Raw genomic sequence first — 16,104 nt, 5'->3', positions numbered from 1 at the left:
ATGGTGCTGTTGATTTTCCGGCCGCCTGCGTCCTACGCGCTGCCGGCCAAGCGGATGTCGGGGCACAGGAGTTCGCCATAAAGCTCCGCATAGCGCGCGGCACTGCGATGCCAGGAGCAGTCTGTCTTCATGCCCTGCCGGCGCAGTCCCTCCCACTCGCGGCGACGCCGGTAGAGCTTGAAGGTGCGGCGGAGCGCATGCCGGAGCTCATGCGCGTCGATGGGCGCGAATTGTATGCCGGTCGCTACATTTGCATGGAGCGCCGCATCATTGGCATCGATGATCGTTTCCGACAGGCCACCGGTGCGGGCAACGACCGGCACGCAACCATAGCGCAGCGCATAGAGCTGCGTCAGGCCGCAGGGTTCGAAGCGGGAGGGAACGAGCATGGCATCCGCGCCGGCATGAATTTTGTGGGCGAGCCGCTCGTCATAGCCGATCCTCACACCGACACGTTGCGGAAACCGTCTCGAGAGCTCGAGGAAAGCGCGCTCGATTTCGGCATCGCCCTGTCCGAGGACGACGAGCGCGCCACCACCCCTGACGATTTCGTCGGCAACTTCCGCCAGCATGTCCATGCCCTTCTGCCAGGTCAGCCTGTTGACACTGGCGAAGACCGGCCCGCAGGTATTCGGCAGGCCGAAGAGATCGAGCAGCACTTGCCGGTTGGGTATTCGGCGCAAAGGGGTGCGCGCCGAATAAGGGTGCTCGATGTTGGAGTCCGACGATGGGTCCCAGACGTCGGTGTCTATTCCGTTGACGATGCCGATAACGTCCGCGTGGCGTGCATTCATCACGCCTTCGAGGCCCATGCCGAAGGCCGGAGACATGACTTCCCGTGCATAGGTGGGGCTGACGACCGTGATCGCGTCGGCGACTTGCAGCCCGCCCTTGAGATATCCGACATCGCCGTAATATTCCATGCCGTCGACGGAATAGGCCTCGCTCGGTAGGCCGAGCTCGGCAAAACAATGGGCAGGAAACTGTCCCTGGAAAGCCAGATTGTGGACGGTCAGCACCTTGGATACGCCGTTATCGCCGGAATATTTCAGATAGACGAGGCTGATCGCGGAGTGCCAGTCATGGGCGTGGATGACGTCGGGCTGCCAATTCGGTACGAGGCCGCGAGCGATTTGCGATGCGACGCAGGAGAGGGCAGCAAAACGCTTCCAATTATCCGCGTATTCGTGGCCGTACTTGTCCGCATAGGGGGCGCCGGGCCTGTCGAAAAAGGCCGGCGCGTCGAGCACGAAGAGCTCCAGCCCATCGGCCCGCCCGGCCAGCAGCGTGGCGCGTTCGCCAAAAAGACGATCATATTCGGTGATCCGTGACGCCTCGCGCAAGCCCTGCATCACGCCGGGATATCCTGGCACGAGGCTGCGCGTATGGATGCCGTGGGCCTTGAGCGCCTTGGGGAGCGATCCGGCAACGTCGGCGAGCCCCCCGGTCTTGACCAGTGGAAAAATCTCGGCCGTGACGGACAATATGTTCATCGATCATGTTCCGGGAATTGTGTTGATTGGGACCCGCGCCGGCATGCCCCCCATCAACACGAACATGACCGTCAAAGTTCCGGCCGTCCGGCGAAATTTTGCCGGCGCGCGAGGTCGGACTCCGGAGCCGGACCGTTTGCCGCACGAAGCTCCATTCGAGGCGAATCCAGCCGTTCGGCGCGGCCGACCGACTGCGCATTGGAAGAAGGAGAGGGGGCAATTTGTTCGCCGTGGCGGAACATAATTGCCTGGTTGCGGTTTAGCGGCTGGATCGTACGGGAGCGTGTTTGGTCTTCACGTGACCAAGGTAGCTCCATGGCGGTCACTCCTATGCTGGTTCGTCTTTCGGCCTCGCCTCGGCGAGGCCTTTTCTTGACCGTCCGCGCACCGGACTCTGGCGTTCCCAGCAAGGTGGGCGCAACATGGGCGCTGGCCGCTTTATTTGGGGCTCCTGCATGTTTCCTTAAATCGTACCCGATTTAAGGACAAAAACATGCAGCAATTCAAAGTGCTACAGCGTCCTTTGTGCGTCTGAAAAGACGCACGGCGCTGTAGCGTGCCACGGTCGTTTCCGTTGACCAGATCGAAGGAGACAGGTGATGACTTTCAGCTTGATCAGTCCCGCATTCGCCGACGGCCAGCCGATTCCCCAGAAATATACTCGTCTCGGTGAGAACCTGTTCCCGCCGCTGAAATGGACGGGTACGCCCGACGGGACGCAGAGCTTTGCTCTGATCGTTGAGGATCCGGATGCCGTGAGCGGCTTGTTCCGCCATTGCGCGATCATTAATATTCCGGGCAATCGGACCGAACTCCCGCAGGCCGTGGATACCGGCCCGGAACACGCGATCAAATTCATCAAGAACGACTTTGGGAACGCCCGCTACGACGGCCCCCAGCCCCCGCCCGGGACCGGCGTGCACCATTACCGGTTCCGGCTTGCGGCACTCGATGTCGGCAATCTCTCCATCCCGGAGGATGTGGGCGCCGCGGAGGCCTGGAAGAGAGCGTGCAAGCATCTGATCCGCGAAGCGGTGATCGTCGGCACGTACCAGCGTTAATCCGCGACACATGTCGAGGATATGCTCCCGCAACGGTGTCCGTCGCCGGCCGCCTTTAGCGCGGTCAACGATTGATCAGCCATAGGATCAGCGAAAGCACGATGCTGAAAAGCAGGCCCGTGGTGATCGGCAGGTAGAAGGTGAAATTCTCGCGCTGGATCAGAATGTCGCCCGGCAGCCTGCCGAACCCGAACCGCGCGAGCCAGGGCCAGAGAATGCCGACCGCCACGATGAGGAGACCGATGATGATCAGGATTCGGGACATTGGTGACAACTGCACTCAGCCGATGATCGATCCCCTTATATGCCACATGTTTGCGGCTACTGCATGTTTCCTTAAATCGTACCCGATTTAAGGACAAAAACATGCAGCAATTCATAGTGCTACAGCGTCCTTTGTGCGTCTGAAAAGACGCACGGCGCTGTAATGCAGACCTGCTCAATCGCGCAGGCTGATCCAAACCGGCGCATGGTCGCTCGCGTTTTCAAGGCCGCGCACCTCGCGGTCGATGCCGGCGCCGTTCAATCGGCGCGTGAGCTTTCTGCTTAAAAGAACATGGTCGAGGCGAAGGCCTGCGTCGCGTTGCCAGCGGTTGCGCCGGTAATCCCAGAAGGTGAAGAGTTGCTCCTCGGGATAGACTTTGCGCAAGGCGTCGAGCCAGCCCTGGTCGAGCAATCTTCGAAACGCAGCGCGGCTTTCGGGCTGGACGAGGGCGTTGTCGTCATAGGAACGGGTAGGATAGATGTCCCGCGGTTCCGGTACGACATTGTAGTCGCCGGCCAGCACCACCGGGAGGCCCGTCTCGAAGAGTTCGGCCGCGTGCAGGTTGAGGCGCGCATGCCAGGCGAGCTTGTAGTCGAATTTCGGGCCCGGCTGCGGATTGCCGTTCGGCGCATAGAGCGAGGCTATCAGGATGCCGTTCACCGCCGCTTCGATGTAGCGGCTCTGCACGTCGGACGGATCACCGGGCAATTCCACGCGGGTGATCACCGGTTCGCTATCGCGGGCGAGGATGGCAATGCCGTTCCAGGCCGACTGTCCGCGCCAGGCCGCACCGTAGCCTGCGGCTTCGATCGCCCCCCTCGGAAATTGCCCGTCCGTCGCCTTGAGTTCCTGCAGGCAGACGATGTCGGGCTCGGCCGTCGCGAGCCAGGCCAGCAGATTTTCGAGCCGCTTGTTCACGCCATTGATGTTGAACGTGGCGATTTTCATGATTTTCAGCGCGCGAGGCCGGCGCTCCATTTGGTGACCGCCTCGGCCATTGTCTTCAGATGATCGGCGGCCGAAAAGCCGGAGATGCTCTTGCGCGGCTTCAGGTCATGGTCTCCGTCTTCGAGCCAGAGGATCTCGATCCTGTCGGAAAGCGCGTAGCCCGAAACCTCTTCGCGCGTGCCGAATTCGTCTCGGGTTCCTTGGCAGATCAGCGTCGGCGTCTTGAGATCGGCGAGATGTTTCGTTCGAAGCTGCTCCGGTTTGCCCGGAGGATGGAAGGGGTAGCCGAGGCAGAGGAGCCCGGCGATCTTGCCGGCGGCCAGGAGCTCGTCGGCGATCATGCTTGCGACACGCCCGCCCATCGATTTGCCGCCGATAACCAGCGGGCTCTTCGCGCCGAGTTCGGCGACGGCCGCCCGGTACTCCGGGTTCAGCGTTTCGGCGCGTGGCGGGGGCTTGCGTCCCTCTGCGGTGCGTCGCGCCGCCATGTAGCCGAATTCGAAGCGCGCGACGCGAAAGCCTGCTGCGGCCAGCGCCTTGGCGGTCGCCGTCATCGAAGCCGAGTCCATCGGTGCCCCGGCGCCGTGCGCAAGGAGAATGGTGACGGGGGCATCGTCCGGCCCGTCGAACATGAATTTCCCGTCCATATCAGCCAGCCGATTTCCGGAGGAGGTGAAGATTGACGAACTGCACGCCTCGCTCGGCCGTCCGCGCCCATTCGGAATTCTGATCGAGTTCCAGATAGCGCAACCACCAGCGGCGCGCCTCGGCGAGATTGCCCTCGTCGAATTCCAGCTTCGCTAGATTGAAGACCGCGTCGGCATAGCCGGGATCGACTTCGATCGCCCTCTTCAGGTGCCGGCGGGCGGTGTCGGTGCGGCCACGTTCGTTCATGAGGCAGGCGAGATTGAACCATGCTTCCACAAAGGATGGATCGAGCTTGATCGCCCGCGCATAGTCATGCGCGGCCTCCGCCTCCCGGCCGGCGGCCCTGAGGCAATTGGCGCGATTGAAGGCGGCAACGGAGTCGGTGCGGTCGATGGCGAGGCAGCGCTGATAGAAAGCGGCCGCCTCGTCATAGTCGCCTGCCGCCTCGGCGGCCTCGGCCTCGGCGAAGAGGTCCTCGAGTTCCTGATCGTCCGACGTGCCGACGTCGAGCAGCAATTGCCCGTCGAGTTCGCTCAAGCCCTCGGCACGGCGCACATAGATCGTATCGGCGCCGTCGTGATGAAGCGACAGCGCCGTCAGCGAGGCGACATTTCCGGAACGATGGACCGAGCGCGCGATCGCGCTCCAGCCGGCGCCGCTGGCAATCAGCCCGGCATATTTCCGCGCCAGAATCAGGTCGCGGAAGGAGTAGGGCTCGCGATCGTGCTCGAAGGCGTCGAACAGCGACAGGAGGTCGAGATGGCGAGGCGAAAGCCCGGACTGATCGATGAGCGATTGCCGTGTCAGCGCCGGAGTTGCCTCCGGTGTCGCGAGGCCCAGGAGGCGAAGAAAGCCGTTCTCGCTGAGAATACGCCGGCCTTCGCCGGCTTCGCTGTCGGAGCGCGCCTCGATCTCCGCCTCGGTTGCCCTTGCAAGCAGACCGCGGCCGAAGACGACGAAAGCCGTTTGCCGCGTGACGCCGCGCCGCAAGTGGCCACCCTGCCGCTCGACCTCGCGCGCCGCCAGCCGCCGCGGAAAGGCGGCAAGCGCACCCACGATGCCGAATGTCCGGCCAGCAACCACCATCAGGCGTTCTTCTTGGCAGCCGGTTTGGCCGTCGTGCGCTTCGCCGCGGGGGCTTTCGCCGCCGGCTTTTCAGCGGGCTCGGCCTTGGGCTTGCTCTTGGCGGGGGGCTTGGCCTGCGAAAGGCTCGCCTTCAGCGCATCCATGAGGTTGATGACATTGCCGCGTTCGGGCGCCTGCGCGATGATCGGCTTGTGGCCCTTCAGTTTCTCGCGGATCATCTGCATCAGCGCGATCTCGTAGCGGTCCTCGTAATTCCTCGGGTCGAAAGTCGTCACCTTCTGCTCGATAAGTGCTTCGGCGAGCTGCAGCATCTCCGGATCCGGATTGCCGACCGGAATGTTGCCGAAATATTCGGCCGTGCCGCGCACCTCGTTGGGGTTTCGCAAGGTGCAGACGAACATGCCGGTCTCGCGCGGGCCGATGGTGACCACTCTTTCCCGGCTCGAAAGAACGAGACGGGCGATCGCCAGCTTGCCGGTCCGGCGCAGGGCTTCGCGCAACACGATGAAGGTCTCCTCGGCCATCGCCCCGTCCGGCGCCAGGTAATAGGGCGCGTCCTGATAGATGACGTCCACCGAGCCTGAGTCGACGAAAGCCTCGATGTTCATCGTGTGATTGGATTCGATCTTGACGCTTTCGAGGTCCGTGTCCTCGATGATGATGTATTTTTTGTCTTCGTATTCATAGCCCTTCACGAGATCGGACCGCTCGACGAGGCCGAGTTCCGGATCGACAGGCTTCATGTTGATCCGGTTATGGGTGTCCTTGTGAAGCTGATTGAAGGTGATGCGCTCGCTTGCGCTGGTGGCCGGATAAAGCCTCACCGGACAGCTCACGAGACTGAGTTTGAGATAGCCCTTCCAACTTGCCCTGGGTGCCATGGTTGTCTCCTACGCGGCACTACGATCACTTTCCCGTCTCGGATAGAAGCGGCAATTCCCTGGCGAAATCGCCGATATCGGCCCAGGGATCGCCGGATGTGGCCAGGAGGCCCGGCAGCGAAGAATAGTTCAAATCCCCCGGAGCGTCGATAGTTTCGAGATCGGCCCAACTGAGAGGCGTCGAGGCCGGCAGATTGGTGCGGGCGCGCAGCGAATAGGGCGCGGCCCAGGTATGGCTGCGGGCGTTCCGGTGGAAGTCGATGAAGATGCGCTTCACCCGGTTTTCCTTGCCCATGGTCGTGGTGAATGTCTCAGGGGCGGTTGCCGCCAGGCGAGTGGCGATCGCGCTCGTCGCCTGGTGAAACTTCTTCCAGTTGAGCTTCGGCTCGGTCGGAACGACGATGTGAACACCGTTGCCTCCCGAGGTCTTGACGAAGGGCACGAGGCCGAGCGCCTCGAGCTCGGCCTTGATGTGGATGGCGGCCTCGACCACCTCCCGCCAGGCGATGCCCTCGCCGGGGTCGAGGTCGAAAACCACGCGGTCGGGTTTGTCGAGCAGCTTTCGCGTCGTTCCCCAGTTGTGGAATTCGACGACGCCGAATTGCGCGAGCGCCAGGTATCCTTTTGCGTCCTCTACGGCGAGATAGGTTTTCGCCTCGCCTTCCGAGTTGGTCGCGTGGAAGGTCGCGACGGAGGGCGGCATGCCCGTGAAGGGGTGCCGCTGGAAGAAGCAGTCCTCAGGCCTTCCCGTCGGGCAGCGCACGAGCGAGACGGGCCGGCCGAGGATTTGCGGCAGCATGAAATCGCCGACCATCGCATAGTAGACGGCGATGTCGAGCTTGGTCGGGCCGGACTTGCCGAACAGGCGGCGGGTCGGATTGGTGATCGAGATGCTTGCGAGATCCGCGTCTGAGATGAGGCGCTTTCTCGATATCGAAACAGGCGTCGAGAGTTCCACTTCGCGAAGCCCTTTGAAGACGGCATGCCGCAGCACGTTGTCGGCGGTGCGGTTGCCGTAGTGAATGTGCGCCCTCAGCACCGGACGCACCCAGATGATTTCCTTGGGCGCGCCTTCAAGCTTGGCGGCGCCGGCCCGCAAGGGCTCCAGCCGGATCAGCAATTGCTTCAGCATCTCGGCGTCGAAGCCGGTCCCGACCTTGCCGCGATATTGCACCTCTCCGTCGACCCATTCTCCAAGAGCGAGGGAGGCAATGCCTTCGGCCGCTTCCGACAGGGTGTATCCGACGATGACGAAGTCCTCCGCCTTCAAGGCCTTCGTCTTGGTCCAGGTTTTTGACCGTCCGCTATGGTAGGGGGCCGAGACGCGCTTCGAGACGATCCCCTCGAGACCCATCTCCGAGGCCTGGTCGTAAAGCGTGCGCCCTTCGCCGGTCACATGACCGCTGAACTGGATGGCCGAGCGACTATGTATTTGGCCCGCAAGCAATTGCTCGAGCAACGCCTTGCGTTTTTCAAGCGGGGAATTGAGAAGGTTCCAGCCGTCGAGATGGAGGAGGTCGAAGGCAAAAAAGACCAACTTGTTGCCCGCGCCGGCAGAGAGCGCGTCCTGCAGTAGCGCGAAGCGGCTGATCCCCGCGTCGTCGAGCACGACGATCTCGCCGTCGATGATGACGTCGCGGCAAGGCAGCCGGCGGAAAGCCTCCGGCAGATCGCCGTAGCGTTTCGTCCAGTCGAGCCCGCCGCGGGTGATGAGACGCACGTTTCCCCCGGCCAGGTGCGCCATGGTGCGATAGCCATCGAACTTGATCTCGTGCAGCCAGCCTTGCTTGGCGTCGGGAGGAACAATCGTCTGCGTCGCCAACTGCGGCTCGACCCGTTCGGGTGCGGCGCCCTTGGCTGCGCCGGGAAGCGCGCCGGGATTGAGCTTGACGGGCTTCGCCGGCGCTTTCGGCTTCTCCACAAGCTCCTCGATCCGGCGGCCGGTTTTGACGCTTTCCGGTCTGGCGGCGAGAATGTCGACGGACTCGTCGGCAAAGAGATCGCGTTCCTTAAACAGGAGCCAGTGCCGCTCATCTTCCTCTCCGGGCTTCGGCTTCAACCGTGTCAGCATCCAGCCGCCGTTGAGCTTTTCGCCCGCGAGACGAAACTTGAAGGCGCCCTTGCGCAGGCTTTCCGCGGCGTCGTCCATCGGCGCCCAGACGCCCGTGTCCCAGACGATCATCGGGCCGCCGCCATATTCGCCCTCGGGGATCACGCCCTCGAAATCGATATAGTCGAGCGGGTGGTCCTCCGTCTCCACCGCCAGTCGCTTGTCGGCCGGATTGAGCGACGGTCCTCTCGGCACCGCCCAGCTCTTCAGGACGTCGCCGACCTCAAGTCTCAGGTCGTAGTGGTCCGCTGTGGCATGATGCTTGTGCACGACGAAGCGGTTGCCGCCGCCGGTCAGGCTCCCGACCGGCTCCGGCGTCTTCAAAAAATCGCGCTTCTTGCGGTAGGTCTCGAGCTTAGATGGCGCCATGCGCCAAGGCTATGGCTTATCCCGCAAGCCTGCAATATCAGGCGAACCTTCCGGGGCCGCCGAGAGTCATATGGCGGTTGACGTCCTTGTAGAGCAGGTAGCGGAACTTGCCCGGTCCGCCGGCATAGCAGGCCTGCGGGCAGAAGGCTCTCAGCCACATGTAGTCGCCGGCTTCCACCTCGACCCAGTCGTTGTTCAGTCGGTAGACCGCCTTGCCTTCGAGCACGTAAAGGCCGTGCTCCATCACATGGGTCTCCATGAAGGGAATCGTGCCGCCAGGCTCGAAGGTGACGATCGTGACATGCATGTCGTGGCGCATGTCGGAAGGGTCGACGAAGCGGGTCGTCGCCCACCGGCCGTCCGTACCCGGCATTGGCGAAGGCGTGATCTCGCGCTCGTTGGTGACGATCGGCTCGGGAACGGGGACCCCATCGACCTTTTCATAGGCCTTGCGGATCCAATGGAAGCGCGACGCGGTATCGCCTTCGTTGTGAAGGCTCCATTCGGTGCCGGGCGGGATGTAGGCGTAGCCGCCGGGCTGCATCAGATGCGACCGGTCGCCGATCGTCAGGTGGAACTCGCCGTCGACCACGAACAGCACGCCTTCGGCACGCGGATCCGTTTCCGGGCGGTCGCTTCCGCCCGAAGGTCCTACCTCCATGATGTATTGCGAGAAGGTTTCTGCGAAGCCGGAAAGTGGCCGTGACAGCACCCAGAGCCGCGTGTTCGCCCAGAAGGGGAGATAACTCGTCACGATGTCGCGCATGACGCCCTTGGGGATGACCGCATAGGCCTCGGTGAACACCGCCCGGTCGGTCAAAAGATCCGTCTGCGGGGGGTGACCGCCTTGCGGGAAATAGTAGTGCTTTTGCATTTTCGTTGCCTGCTGGTTGAAGCCGGATCGTTGTTACCGGGTGTTCACGGGATTCGCGAGGGCGGCAACGCCGACATCGCCGATGTTCGCCTTGGCGGAATGAAACGCTGGCGATGGCTCGACATCCGTTGCGGCCGGCTCGCCGTTGAGCACGCGGTGGGCCTGCTCGCGATCGATATCGCCCTCCCATACCGCGATCACCACGGCAGCCACGCAATTGCCTATCAGGTTGCCGAGCGCTCGAGCAATGCCGACGAACCAGTCGACCGACAATACGAGAACAAGCCCTATCGCTGGAATCACTGGAATTGCTGAAAGTGTTGCAGCCAGAACGACGATTGCAGAACCCGGAATGCCATGCGCGCCTTTCGAGGTGAGCAGCGCCACGCCGAGGATCAGCATGAGGTCGCCCGCCGCAAGCGGCGTGTTGGTCGCCTGCGCAATGAAGACGGCGGCGAGGGTGAGATAGATGGAAAAGGCGTCGAGGTTGAACGAATAGCCGGTCGGCACGACCAGGCCGACGGTCGAGTCCTTGATCCCGAGCCGTTCGAGCTTGCGCATGACCTGGGGAAGCACGCTGTCCGAAGAGGTGGTCGCGAGAACGATCATCAACTCCTCGCGCAGATAGGCCAGGAACTTGAAAAGGCTGAACCCGGCGATCCGCATGATCAGGCCTAGCACGCCAACCACGAACACGATGATCGTCGCATAGAGCAGGATAAGCAGGTAGCCGAGCTGCTGCAGGGAACCCACACCATATTTGCCGACGGTATAGGCGATGGCGCCGAAGACGCCGATCGGCGCCAGCCGGACGATGAAACCGATGACTTTGAAGAGCACCTGCGTCGTCTCGTTGATCACCTCGGCGACGAGCTTGCCGCGTTCGCCGATGAGGCAAAGTGCTGCTCCGAACAGGACGGCGAACAGGAGCACCTGCAGCACGTCGCCCTTGGCGAAGGCGTCGACGACCGTGGTCGGAATGATCCGCATCAGGAAGTCGACGGTACCCGTCACCTGGGGGACTTTTTCCGCGTAGGAGCTCAAGGCGCTCGCATCGAGGCTCGTCGCATCGACGTTCATGCCGTGTCCGGGCCCGAAGACATAGGCCGCGATGAGCCCCATGAGGAGCGCGACCGTGGTCACGGCCTCAAAATAGATGAGGGATTTCAAACCGACCCGTCCGACCTTCCTGAGGTCGCCGGCGCCCACAATGCCGTGAACGACGACGCCGAAGACGAGCGGCGCGATGATCATTCTGATCAGCTTGATGAAGCCGTCGCCGAGCGGCTTCAACTGCGATGCGAATTCCGGCCAAGAGACGCCGACAATGATGCCCAGGATGAGCGCGATGACGACCTGCCCGAACAGGGATTTTCCAAACTTCCGCATATGCTTCCTCCCAGAAAGCTTGATAGCCGCTCCGCTTGGCGGCGGTCCTCATCGCCCCCGCGTCGCTGGGCCTCGATCGTGAACCGATCGCGCCGGAACCCTCCTGATTCGGCGTTGTCGGCAGAAATTCATCCCCGGCCACCACACGCGAGCCACGCGTCGGAATGAGCAGAGGGGGTATCGGCCAGGTTCGCGCACCTCCTCGCGCGGACCTCGGCCGATTGTGGTGGATCAAATTACAGGCTTGATCGATCATCCGTCCAATATATCGTTCGACTTGATCAAGACGTTCTGCCTATGGAAAGGAGGTCGCCATGGAACTGCGCCATCTGCGCTATTTCGTTGCCGTAGCCGAGGCGGCGAGCTTCACGGCGGCGGCAAAAAGCCTGAACATTTCCCAACCGCCGCTCAGCCAGCAGATCAGGGACTTGGAAGAAGAAGTCGGGACGCGGCTTTTCGAGCGTTCCAGCAGGAATGTCGAGCTCACCGAGGCGGGGGCCGATTTCCTCAATCATGCGAGGATGATCCTCGGGCAGGTGGAGCATGCCGCTCATCAGGCGCGCGCCATCGGATCCGGCCAGGTCGGAACGCTGAACATAGGAACGACCGGATCGGTGTTGCTCGGGTCGCTGTCAACGCTGGTGGCGAGGTTCGGGGATCGTTGGCCGGGGGTTTTCGTGCGCATCCATGAAATGGATCCGCAAGCCCAGGAGGCCGCGCTGCTGGCGCATCGGACTGACTTGAGCTTCGTGCGCCGGCCTCGTCACAATGTCGATCTCGTCGCGACGGTCGCCTGGCACGAAAAGGTCGGTGTCGTCCTTCCCGAAAGCCACCCGCTTGCACGCCTGGAGAAGATCGAGCTTGGAGCCTTGCGAGGCGAGAGCTTCGTTTTCCTGAGGCTCGTCGATTCCCGCTTCGCGCGTTACCTGCACGATTGCTGCGTGGCGGCGGGATTCGTGCCGAACATCACCAACGAAGTGGTGGAGTCATACTCGCTGACGAGCCTGGTGGCGGCGGGTCTCGGCGTGGCGCTCGTTCCGGAATGCATCCGCAATCTCTCCCGGCCCGGCATTGTCTATCGCGCGCTCGTCGACCCCGCGCCGGAGGCCGACGTCTATGTCATCAGCCGGCCGAACCATGGTCCGGTCGTCGCAAGCTTCCTGGAGATGACGAGGGCGATGTTTGCGTGACGGGCGGATCGGGGCGGCACCCCCTCTGCCCTGACGCGTCCGTGCGTCCTGCTCCCCTACAGCGCCGCGCGTCTTATCAGACGCGCAAAGGTCGCTGTAGCGCTTTGAATTGATGCATGTCTTTGTCCTTAAATCGAGGTCGATTTAAGGAGACATGCAGTAGCCACGCTTCAGCCTTCCCCCGGCCTATGACCGCCGATCGCCCGCGTTAGTTCGTCCGCCGTCAGGCGCACGACTGGACCGAGGACCTCGAGCTTGTCGTCGTCGATGCGCACCGTCGGGCCGGAAATCGAGATGCCGCCGATCGCCTCGCCATATTCGTTGAAAAGGGGTGCTGCGATGCAGCGCATGCCGAGCGTGTGCTCTTCGTCGTCGACCGACCAGCCGCGATTGCGGATCTCCTGGACATTCTTGATGAGCGCCGGCAGCGTGTCGAGCGTCCGGCGGGTGAAGCGCGTGAGCGTCCTGCCGCTCAAGCCCTTCGCGATTTCCGTGTCGGACCAGGTGGAAAGGATCGCCTTGCCGATGCCGGAGGCGTGAATCGGCCCTCGCCGCCCCGGGCGAAAGAAGGCGCGCATCGGCGCGTGGCTTTCGATCTGCGAGATGAAGACGACGTCGCCGTCATCCTCAATGCCGATATTGGCCGTTTCGCCGCTCTCGTCCATCAGGCGCTTCAGAAAGGGGCGGCTGATCGTGCCGAGCTTGCGGAAGCGCAAGAAGGCGTTGCCGATCTCGAAGGCCCTGACACCGATCGTCCATTCACCGGTATCGGGATCATGCGCGACCATGCCGTGGCTGGCGAGCGAAGTCAGAAGGCGGTGGATCGTCGAGGGCGCAAGGCCCGTCTGATCGGCGAGGTCGGTCAATGTCGAGCCGTCGCGATCCGCGACCAGGCTGAAAAGCGTCAGGCTGCGGTCGAGTACCTGCACTGAGCTTGGGGCGGCATTCTCTCCCGCTTTACGCCCTCGCCTTCCCTTGCCGCTCGCCTCCATGCCCAGCCTCCAATTCAGTTGTCGCGTTCGATCATGCTCTACAGCGATTGCGTCTGATTTTCTCCTGTTTGTTGAAAATCTTTATTTCCATTGAATGGAAATCATTTCCATAAATCTGTTGCCATATCGTGAAAATGGATTAGCCTTTCATGAAAACAGGAGGAGTTCCCATGGCCAAGATGCGCGCCGTCGATGCAGCGGTTTATGTTCTGGAAAAGGAAGGAATCGATTGCGCCTTCGGCGTTCCAGGTGCCGCGATCAATCCGCTCTATTCGGCGCTGAAAGCCCGCGGATCGATCCGCCACATCCTCGCTCGCCACGTCGAAGGCGCATCGCATATGGCGGAGGGCTACACCCGCGCCAAGCACGGCAATATCGGCGTCTGCATCGGCACCTCTGGGCCGGCCGGCACGGACATGATCACCGGCCTCTACTCCGCTTCCGCGGATTCAATCCCGATCCTCTGCATCACCGGTCAGGCGCCGCGGGCGCGCCTCGACAAGGAGGATTTCCAGGCTGTCGACATCGCCGCGATCGCCGCTCCCGTCACGAAATGGGCGGTCACCGTCATGGAGCCGGCGCTGGTTCCCTTCGTCGTCCAGAAGGCGTTCCACCTGATGCGCTCGGGGCGGCCGGGTCCCGTGCTCATCGACTTGCCGGTCGACGTCCAGCTTGCCGAGATTGAGTTCGATCCGGAGACCTATGCGTCGCTCGCACCCTATAGACCCGCGGCCACCCGCGCGCAGGCGGAAAAGGCGATCGCCATGCTGAACCAGGCGGAGCGGCCGCTGATCGTCGCCGGCGGCGGCATCATCAATGCCGATGCTTCGGATCTGCTAACCGAGTTCGCCGAGATCACCGGCGTCCCTGTCATTCCGACGCTCATGGGCTGGGGCGTCATCCCAGACGACCACCCGCTGATGGCGGGCATGTGCGGGCTGCAGACCTCGCATCGCTACGGCAATGCGACACTGCTCGCTTCCGACTTCGTCTTCGGCATCGGCAATCGCTGGGCCAACCGCCATACCGGCAACATCCCGACCTATACGGAGGGCCGCAAGTTCATCCATGTCGATGTCGAGCCGACGCAGATCGGCCGCGTCTTCGCCCCCGATTTCGGCATCGTCTCCGACGCGGGCGCCGCGCTCAAGCTTTTCCTCGATGTGGCGACCGAATGGAAGGCGGCCGGCAAGCTCCGCGACTGGTCGGCCTGGGCCGAGGAGTGCCGAGAGCGCAAGCGCACCATGCTTCGCAAGACCCATTTCGATCAGACGCCGCTCAAACCCCAGCGCGTCTACGAGGAGATGAACAAGGCCTTCGGCCGCGACACCTGCTACGTCTCGACGATCGGCTTGAGCCAGATCGCCGGCGCGCAGTTCCTGCATGTCTACAAACCGCGCAACTGGATCAATTGCGGCCAGGCCGGCCCGCTCGGCTGGACGCTGCCGGCAGCACTCGGCGTCCGCGCCGCCGATCCGAACCGGCCGATCGTTGCGCTTTCCGGCGATTACGACTTCCAGTTCCTGATCGAGGAGCTCGCGGTCGGCGCCCAGCACAAGCTGCCCTACCTGCATGTGGTCGTGAACAATTCCTATCTCGGCCTCATCCGCCAGGCGCAACGCGGCTTCGACATGGATTTCGAAGTCAGCCTCGCCTTCGACAATATCAATGCCGGCGGCGACGCGGAAAAGGGCTACGGCGTCGACCATGTCGCTGTTGCCGAAGGGCTCGGCTGCAAGGCGATCCGGGTCAGGAGCCCGAACGAGTTCGCCGATGCCTTCGAACGCGCACAGACCCTGATGGCGGAGCACCAGGTGCCAGTCGTCATCGAGTTCATCCTGGAGCGCGTCACCAACATCGCCATGGGTACGGACATCAACGCCGTCGTCGAGTTCGAGGAACTCGCCGAACGGGGCGAGGATGCGCCGACCGCGATTGCCGCCCTTCTCGACTAACGAGTTTATCAACGAAGGAGTAACCGCATGCCGAGATTTGCGGCAAACCTGACCATGCTGTTCAACGAGGCGCCGTTCCTCGACCGCTTTGCGCTCGCCGCCAAGGCCGGTTTCGAAGGGGTGGAATATCTCTTTCCCTACGAGTTCGAGAAGACGGCGCTGCGCAATGCGCTCGACCGTCACGGCCTGACGCAGGTGCTGCACAACCTGCCGGCCGGCGACTGGGCACGCGGCGAGCGCGGCATTGCGATCCTGCCGGACCGTATAGAGGAATTCCGCAAAGGCGTCGCGAGCGCCATCGACTATGCGACCGCACTCGGCTGCAAACAGGTCAATTGCCTCGTTGGGATAGCGCCGGATGCCGTGCCCGACAGCGTGTTGCGCACGACGCTCGTCGCCAACCTGAAGCTGGCGGCAACCGAACTCGGCAAGTGCGGCATCCGCCTCCTGATCGAGCCGATCAACCGCTTCGACATTCCCGGCTTCTATCTCAATACCGTAGGGCAGGCAGCGTCGATCATCGAGGAGGTCGGCAGCGACAACCTCTTTATCCAATACGACCTCTACCACCAGCAGCGCACCGAGGGCGAGCTCGTCGGGACTTACCGGCGCTATCGCGAGAAGATCGCTCATGTTCAACTCGCGGACAATCCCGGCCGCCACGAGCCGGGCACCGGCGAGATCAACTACCCTCATGTCTTCGATGCGCTCGAAGCGGCCGGCTACGACGGCTGGATCGGTTGCGAGTACAAGCCACGCGCGACGACCGTCGAGGGCCTCGACTGGCTCGGCGCTGAGCGCAAGCGTCAGCAATCCGCAGACATCATTCAAATCAGGAGCTAA

General features: G+C 62.6%; 14 protein-coding genes. 4 read left to right on the top strand and 10 right to left on the bottom strand.

Translation table 11 applies throughout. From position 1 onward, the window contains the following. Positions 1–32 precede the first annotated feature (32 nt). Positions 33–1,493: a glycogen synthase GlgA gene (glgA, locus tag M728_RS23285; protein ID WP_026620746.1), complete on the bottom strand. Its 1,461-nt coding sequence runs from the start codon at positions 1,491–1,493 to the stop codon at positions 33–35. A gap of 599 nt (positions 1,494–2,092) precedes the next feature. Here glgA and M728_RS23280 point away from each other — a divergent pair. Further along, on the top strand, positions 2,093–2,554 hold the full coding sequence (locus M728_RS23280) for a YbhB/YbcL family Raf kinase inhibitor-like protein (RefSeq protein ID WP_026614609.1): 462 nt from the start codon (positions 2,093–2,095) through the stop codon (positions 2,552–2,554). Positions 2,555–2,618: 64 nt separating this feature from the next. Here the strand turns inward: M728_RS23280 and M728_RS23275 are convergent, their stop codons facing one another. From M728_RS23275 to M728_RS23240, 8 genes are all read right to left on the bottom strand, one after another. Continuing rightward, positions 2,619–2,819, bottom strand: coding sequence for a DUF2905 domain-containing protein (locus tag M728_RS23275; RefSeq protein ID WP_026621025.1), 201 nt, complete (start codon positions 2,817–2,819; stop codon positions 2,619–2,621). A gap of 174 nt (positions 2,820–2,993) precedes the next feature. Further along, positions 2,994–3,767: an exodeoxyribonuclease III gene (xth, locus tag M728_RS23270; RefSeq protein WP_026621024.1), complete on the bottom strand. Its 774-nt coding sequence runs from the start codon at positions 3,765–3,767 to the stop codon at positions 2,994–2,996. Positions 3,768–3,772: 5 nt separating this feature from the next. Next, positions 3,773–4,414 (bottom strand): alpha/beta family hydrolase, encoded by a 642-nt coding sequence (locus M728_RS23265; protein ID WP_026621023.1) that lies wholly within the window; start codon positions 4,412–4,414, stop codon positions 3,773–3,775. Between the two features lies 1 nt (position 4,415). Next, positions 4,416–5,501, bottom strand: coding sequence for a tetratricopeptide repeat protein (locus tag M728_RS23260; RefSeq protein ID WP_026621022.1), 1,086 nt, complete (start codon positions 5,499–5,501; stop codon positions 4,416–4,418). Continuing rightward, positions 5,501–6,382, bottom strand: a complete 882-nt coding sequence (locus tag M728_RS23255; RefSeq protein ID WP_026621021.1) for a Ku protein — start codon at positions 6,380–6,382, stop codon at positions 5,501–5,503. Before M728_RS23255 ends, M728_RS23260 begins: the two co-directional genes overlap by 1 nt. A gap of 25 nt (positions 6,383–6,407) precedes the next feature. After that, entirely contained in the window at positions 6,408–8,861 is a 2,454-nt protein-coding gene (gene ligD, locus M728_RS23250; protein ID WP_026621020.1) for a DNA ligase D, read from the bottom strand. Positions 8,862–8,898: 37 nt separating this feature from the next. After that, positions 8,899–9,735, bottom strand: coding sequence for a bifunctional allantoicase/(S)-ureidoglycine aminohydrolase (locus tag M728_RS23245; protein WP_026621019.1), 837 nt, complete (start codon positions 9,733–9,735; stop codon positions 8,899–8,901). A gap of 33 nt (positions 9,736–9,768) precedes the next feature. After that, on the bottom strand, positions 9,769–11,124 hold the full coding sequence (locus tag M728_RS23240; RefSeq protein WP_026621018.1) for a C4-dicarboxylate transporter DctA: 1,356 nt from the start codon (positions 11,122–11,124) through the stop codon (positions 9,769–9,771). Between the two features lie 314 nt (positions 11,125–11,438). Here M728_RS23240 and M728_RS23235 point away from each other — a divergent pair, with 314 nt between their 5' ends. Further along, positions 11,439–12,314: a LysR family transcriptional regulator gene (locus tag M728_RS23235; RefSeq protein WP_026621017.1), complete on the top strand. Its 876-nt coding sequence runs from the start codon at positions 11,439–11,441 to the stop codon at positions 12,312–12,314. Between the two features lie 170 nt (positions 12,315–12,484). On the opposite strand, the gene M728_RS23230 is transcribed toward M728_RS23235, so the two are convergent. Continuing rightward, positions 12,485–13,306, bottom strand: a complete 822-nt coding sequence (locus M728_RS23230) for an IclR family transcriptional regulator (protein ID WP_026621016.1) — start codon at positions 13,304–13,306, stop codon at positions 12,485–12,487. A gap of 170 nt (positions 13,307–13,476) precedes the next feature. Here M728_RS23230 and gcl point away from each other — a divergent pair, with 170 nt between their 5' ends. Both gcl and hyi read left to right on the top strand, forming a co-directional pair. Continuing rightward, complete coding sequence (gene gcl / locus M728_RS23225) at positions 13,477–15,261, top strand: glyoxylate carboligase (RefSeq protein WP_026621015.1); 1,785 nt, start codon at positions 13,477–13,479, stop codon at positions 15,259–15,261. 27 nt (positions 15,262–15,288) lie between these two features. Continuing rightward, positions 15,289–16,104, top strand: coding sequence for a hydroxypyruvate isomerase (gene hyi / locus M728_RS23220; RefSeq protein WP_026621014.1), 816 nt, complete (start codon positions 15,289–15,291; stop codon positions 16,102–16,104).

Origin of the sequence: Ensifer sp. WSM1721, assembly GCF_000513895.2 — a bacterium.
Taxonomy (GTDB): domain Bacteria; phylum Pseudomonadota; class Alphaproteobacteria; order Rhizobiales; family Rhizobiaceae; genus Sinorhizobium.
This window is presented reverse-complemented; position numbering and strand designations above follow the sequence as displayed.

Bases quoted from the DNA above. Each gene is read 5' to 3' on its own strand.
- glgA (WP_026620746.1), bottom strand. From the start codon at position 1,493: ATGAACATATTGTCCGTCACGGCCGAGATTTTTCCACTGGTCAAGACC.
- M728_RS23280 (WP_026614609.1), top strand. From the start codon at position 2,093: ATGACTTTCAGCTTGATCAGTCCCGCATTCGCCGACGGCCAGCCGATT.
- M728_RS23275 (WP_026621025.1), bottom strand. From the start codon at position 2,819: ATGTCCCGAATCCTGATCATCATCGGTCTCCTCATCGTGGCGGTCGGC.
- xth (WP_026621024.1), bottom strand. From the start codon at position 3,767: ATGAAAATCGCCACGTTCAACATCAATGGCGTGAACAAGCGGCTCGAA.
- M728_RS23265 (WP_026621023.1), bottom strand. From the start codon at position 4,414: ATGGACGGGAAATTCATGTTCGACGGGCCGGACGATGCCCCCGTCACC.
- M728_RS23260 (WP_026621022.1), bottom strand. From the start codon at position 5,501: ATGGTGGTTGCTGGCCGGACATTCGGCATCGTGGGTGCGCTTGCCGCC.
- M728_RS23255 (WP_026621021.1), bottom strand. From the start codon at position 6,382: ATGGCACCCAGGGCAAGTTGGAAGGGCTATCTCAAACTCAGTCTCGTG.
- ligD (WP_026621020.1), bottom strand. From the start codon at position 8,861: ATGGCGCCATCTAAGCTCGAGACCTACCGCAAGAAGCGCGATTTTTTG.
- M728_RS23245 (WP_026621019.1), bottom strand. From the start codon at position 9,735: ATGCAAAAGCACTACTATTTCCCGCAAGGCGGTCACCCCCCGCAGACG.
- M728_RS23240 (WP_026621018.1), bottom strand. From the start codon at position 11,124: ATGCGGAAGTTTGGAAAATCCCTGTTCGGGCAGGTCGTCATCGCGCTC.
- M728_RS23235 (WP_026621017.1), top strand. From the start codon at position 11,439: ATGGAACTGCGCCATCTGCGCTATTTCGTTGCCGTAGCCGAGGCGGCG.
- M728_RS23230 (WP_026621016.1), bottom strand. From the start codon at position 13,306: ATGGAGGCGAGCGGCAAGGGAAGGCGAGGGCGTAAAGCGGGAGAGAAT.
- gcl (WP_026621015.1), top strand. From the start codon at position 13,477: ATGGCCAAGATGCGCGCCGTCGATGCAGCGGTTTATGTTCTGGAAAAG.
- hyi (WP_026621014.1), top strand. From the start codon at position 15,289: ATGCCGAGATTTGCGGCAAACCTGACCATGCTGTTCAACGAGGCGCCG.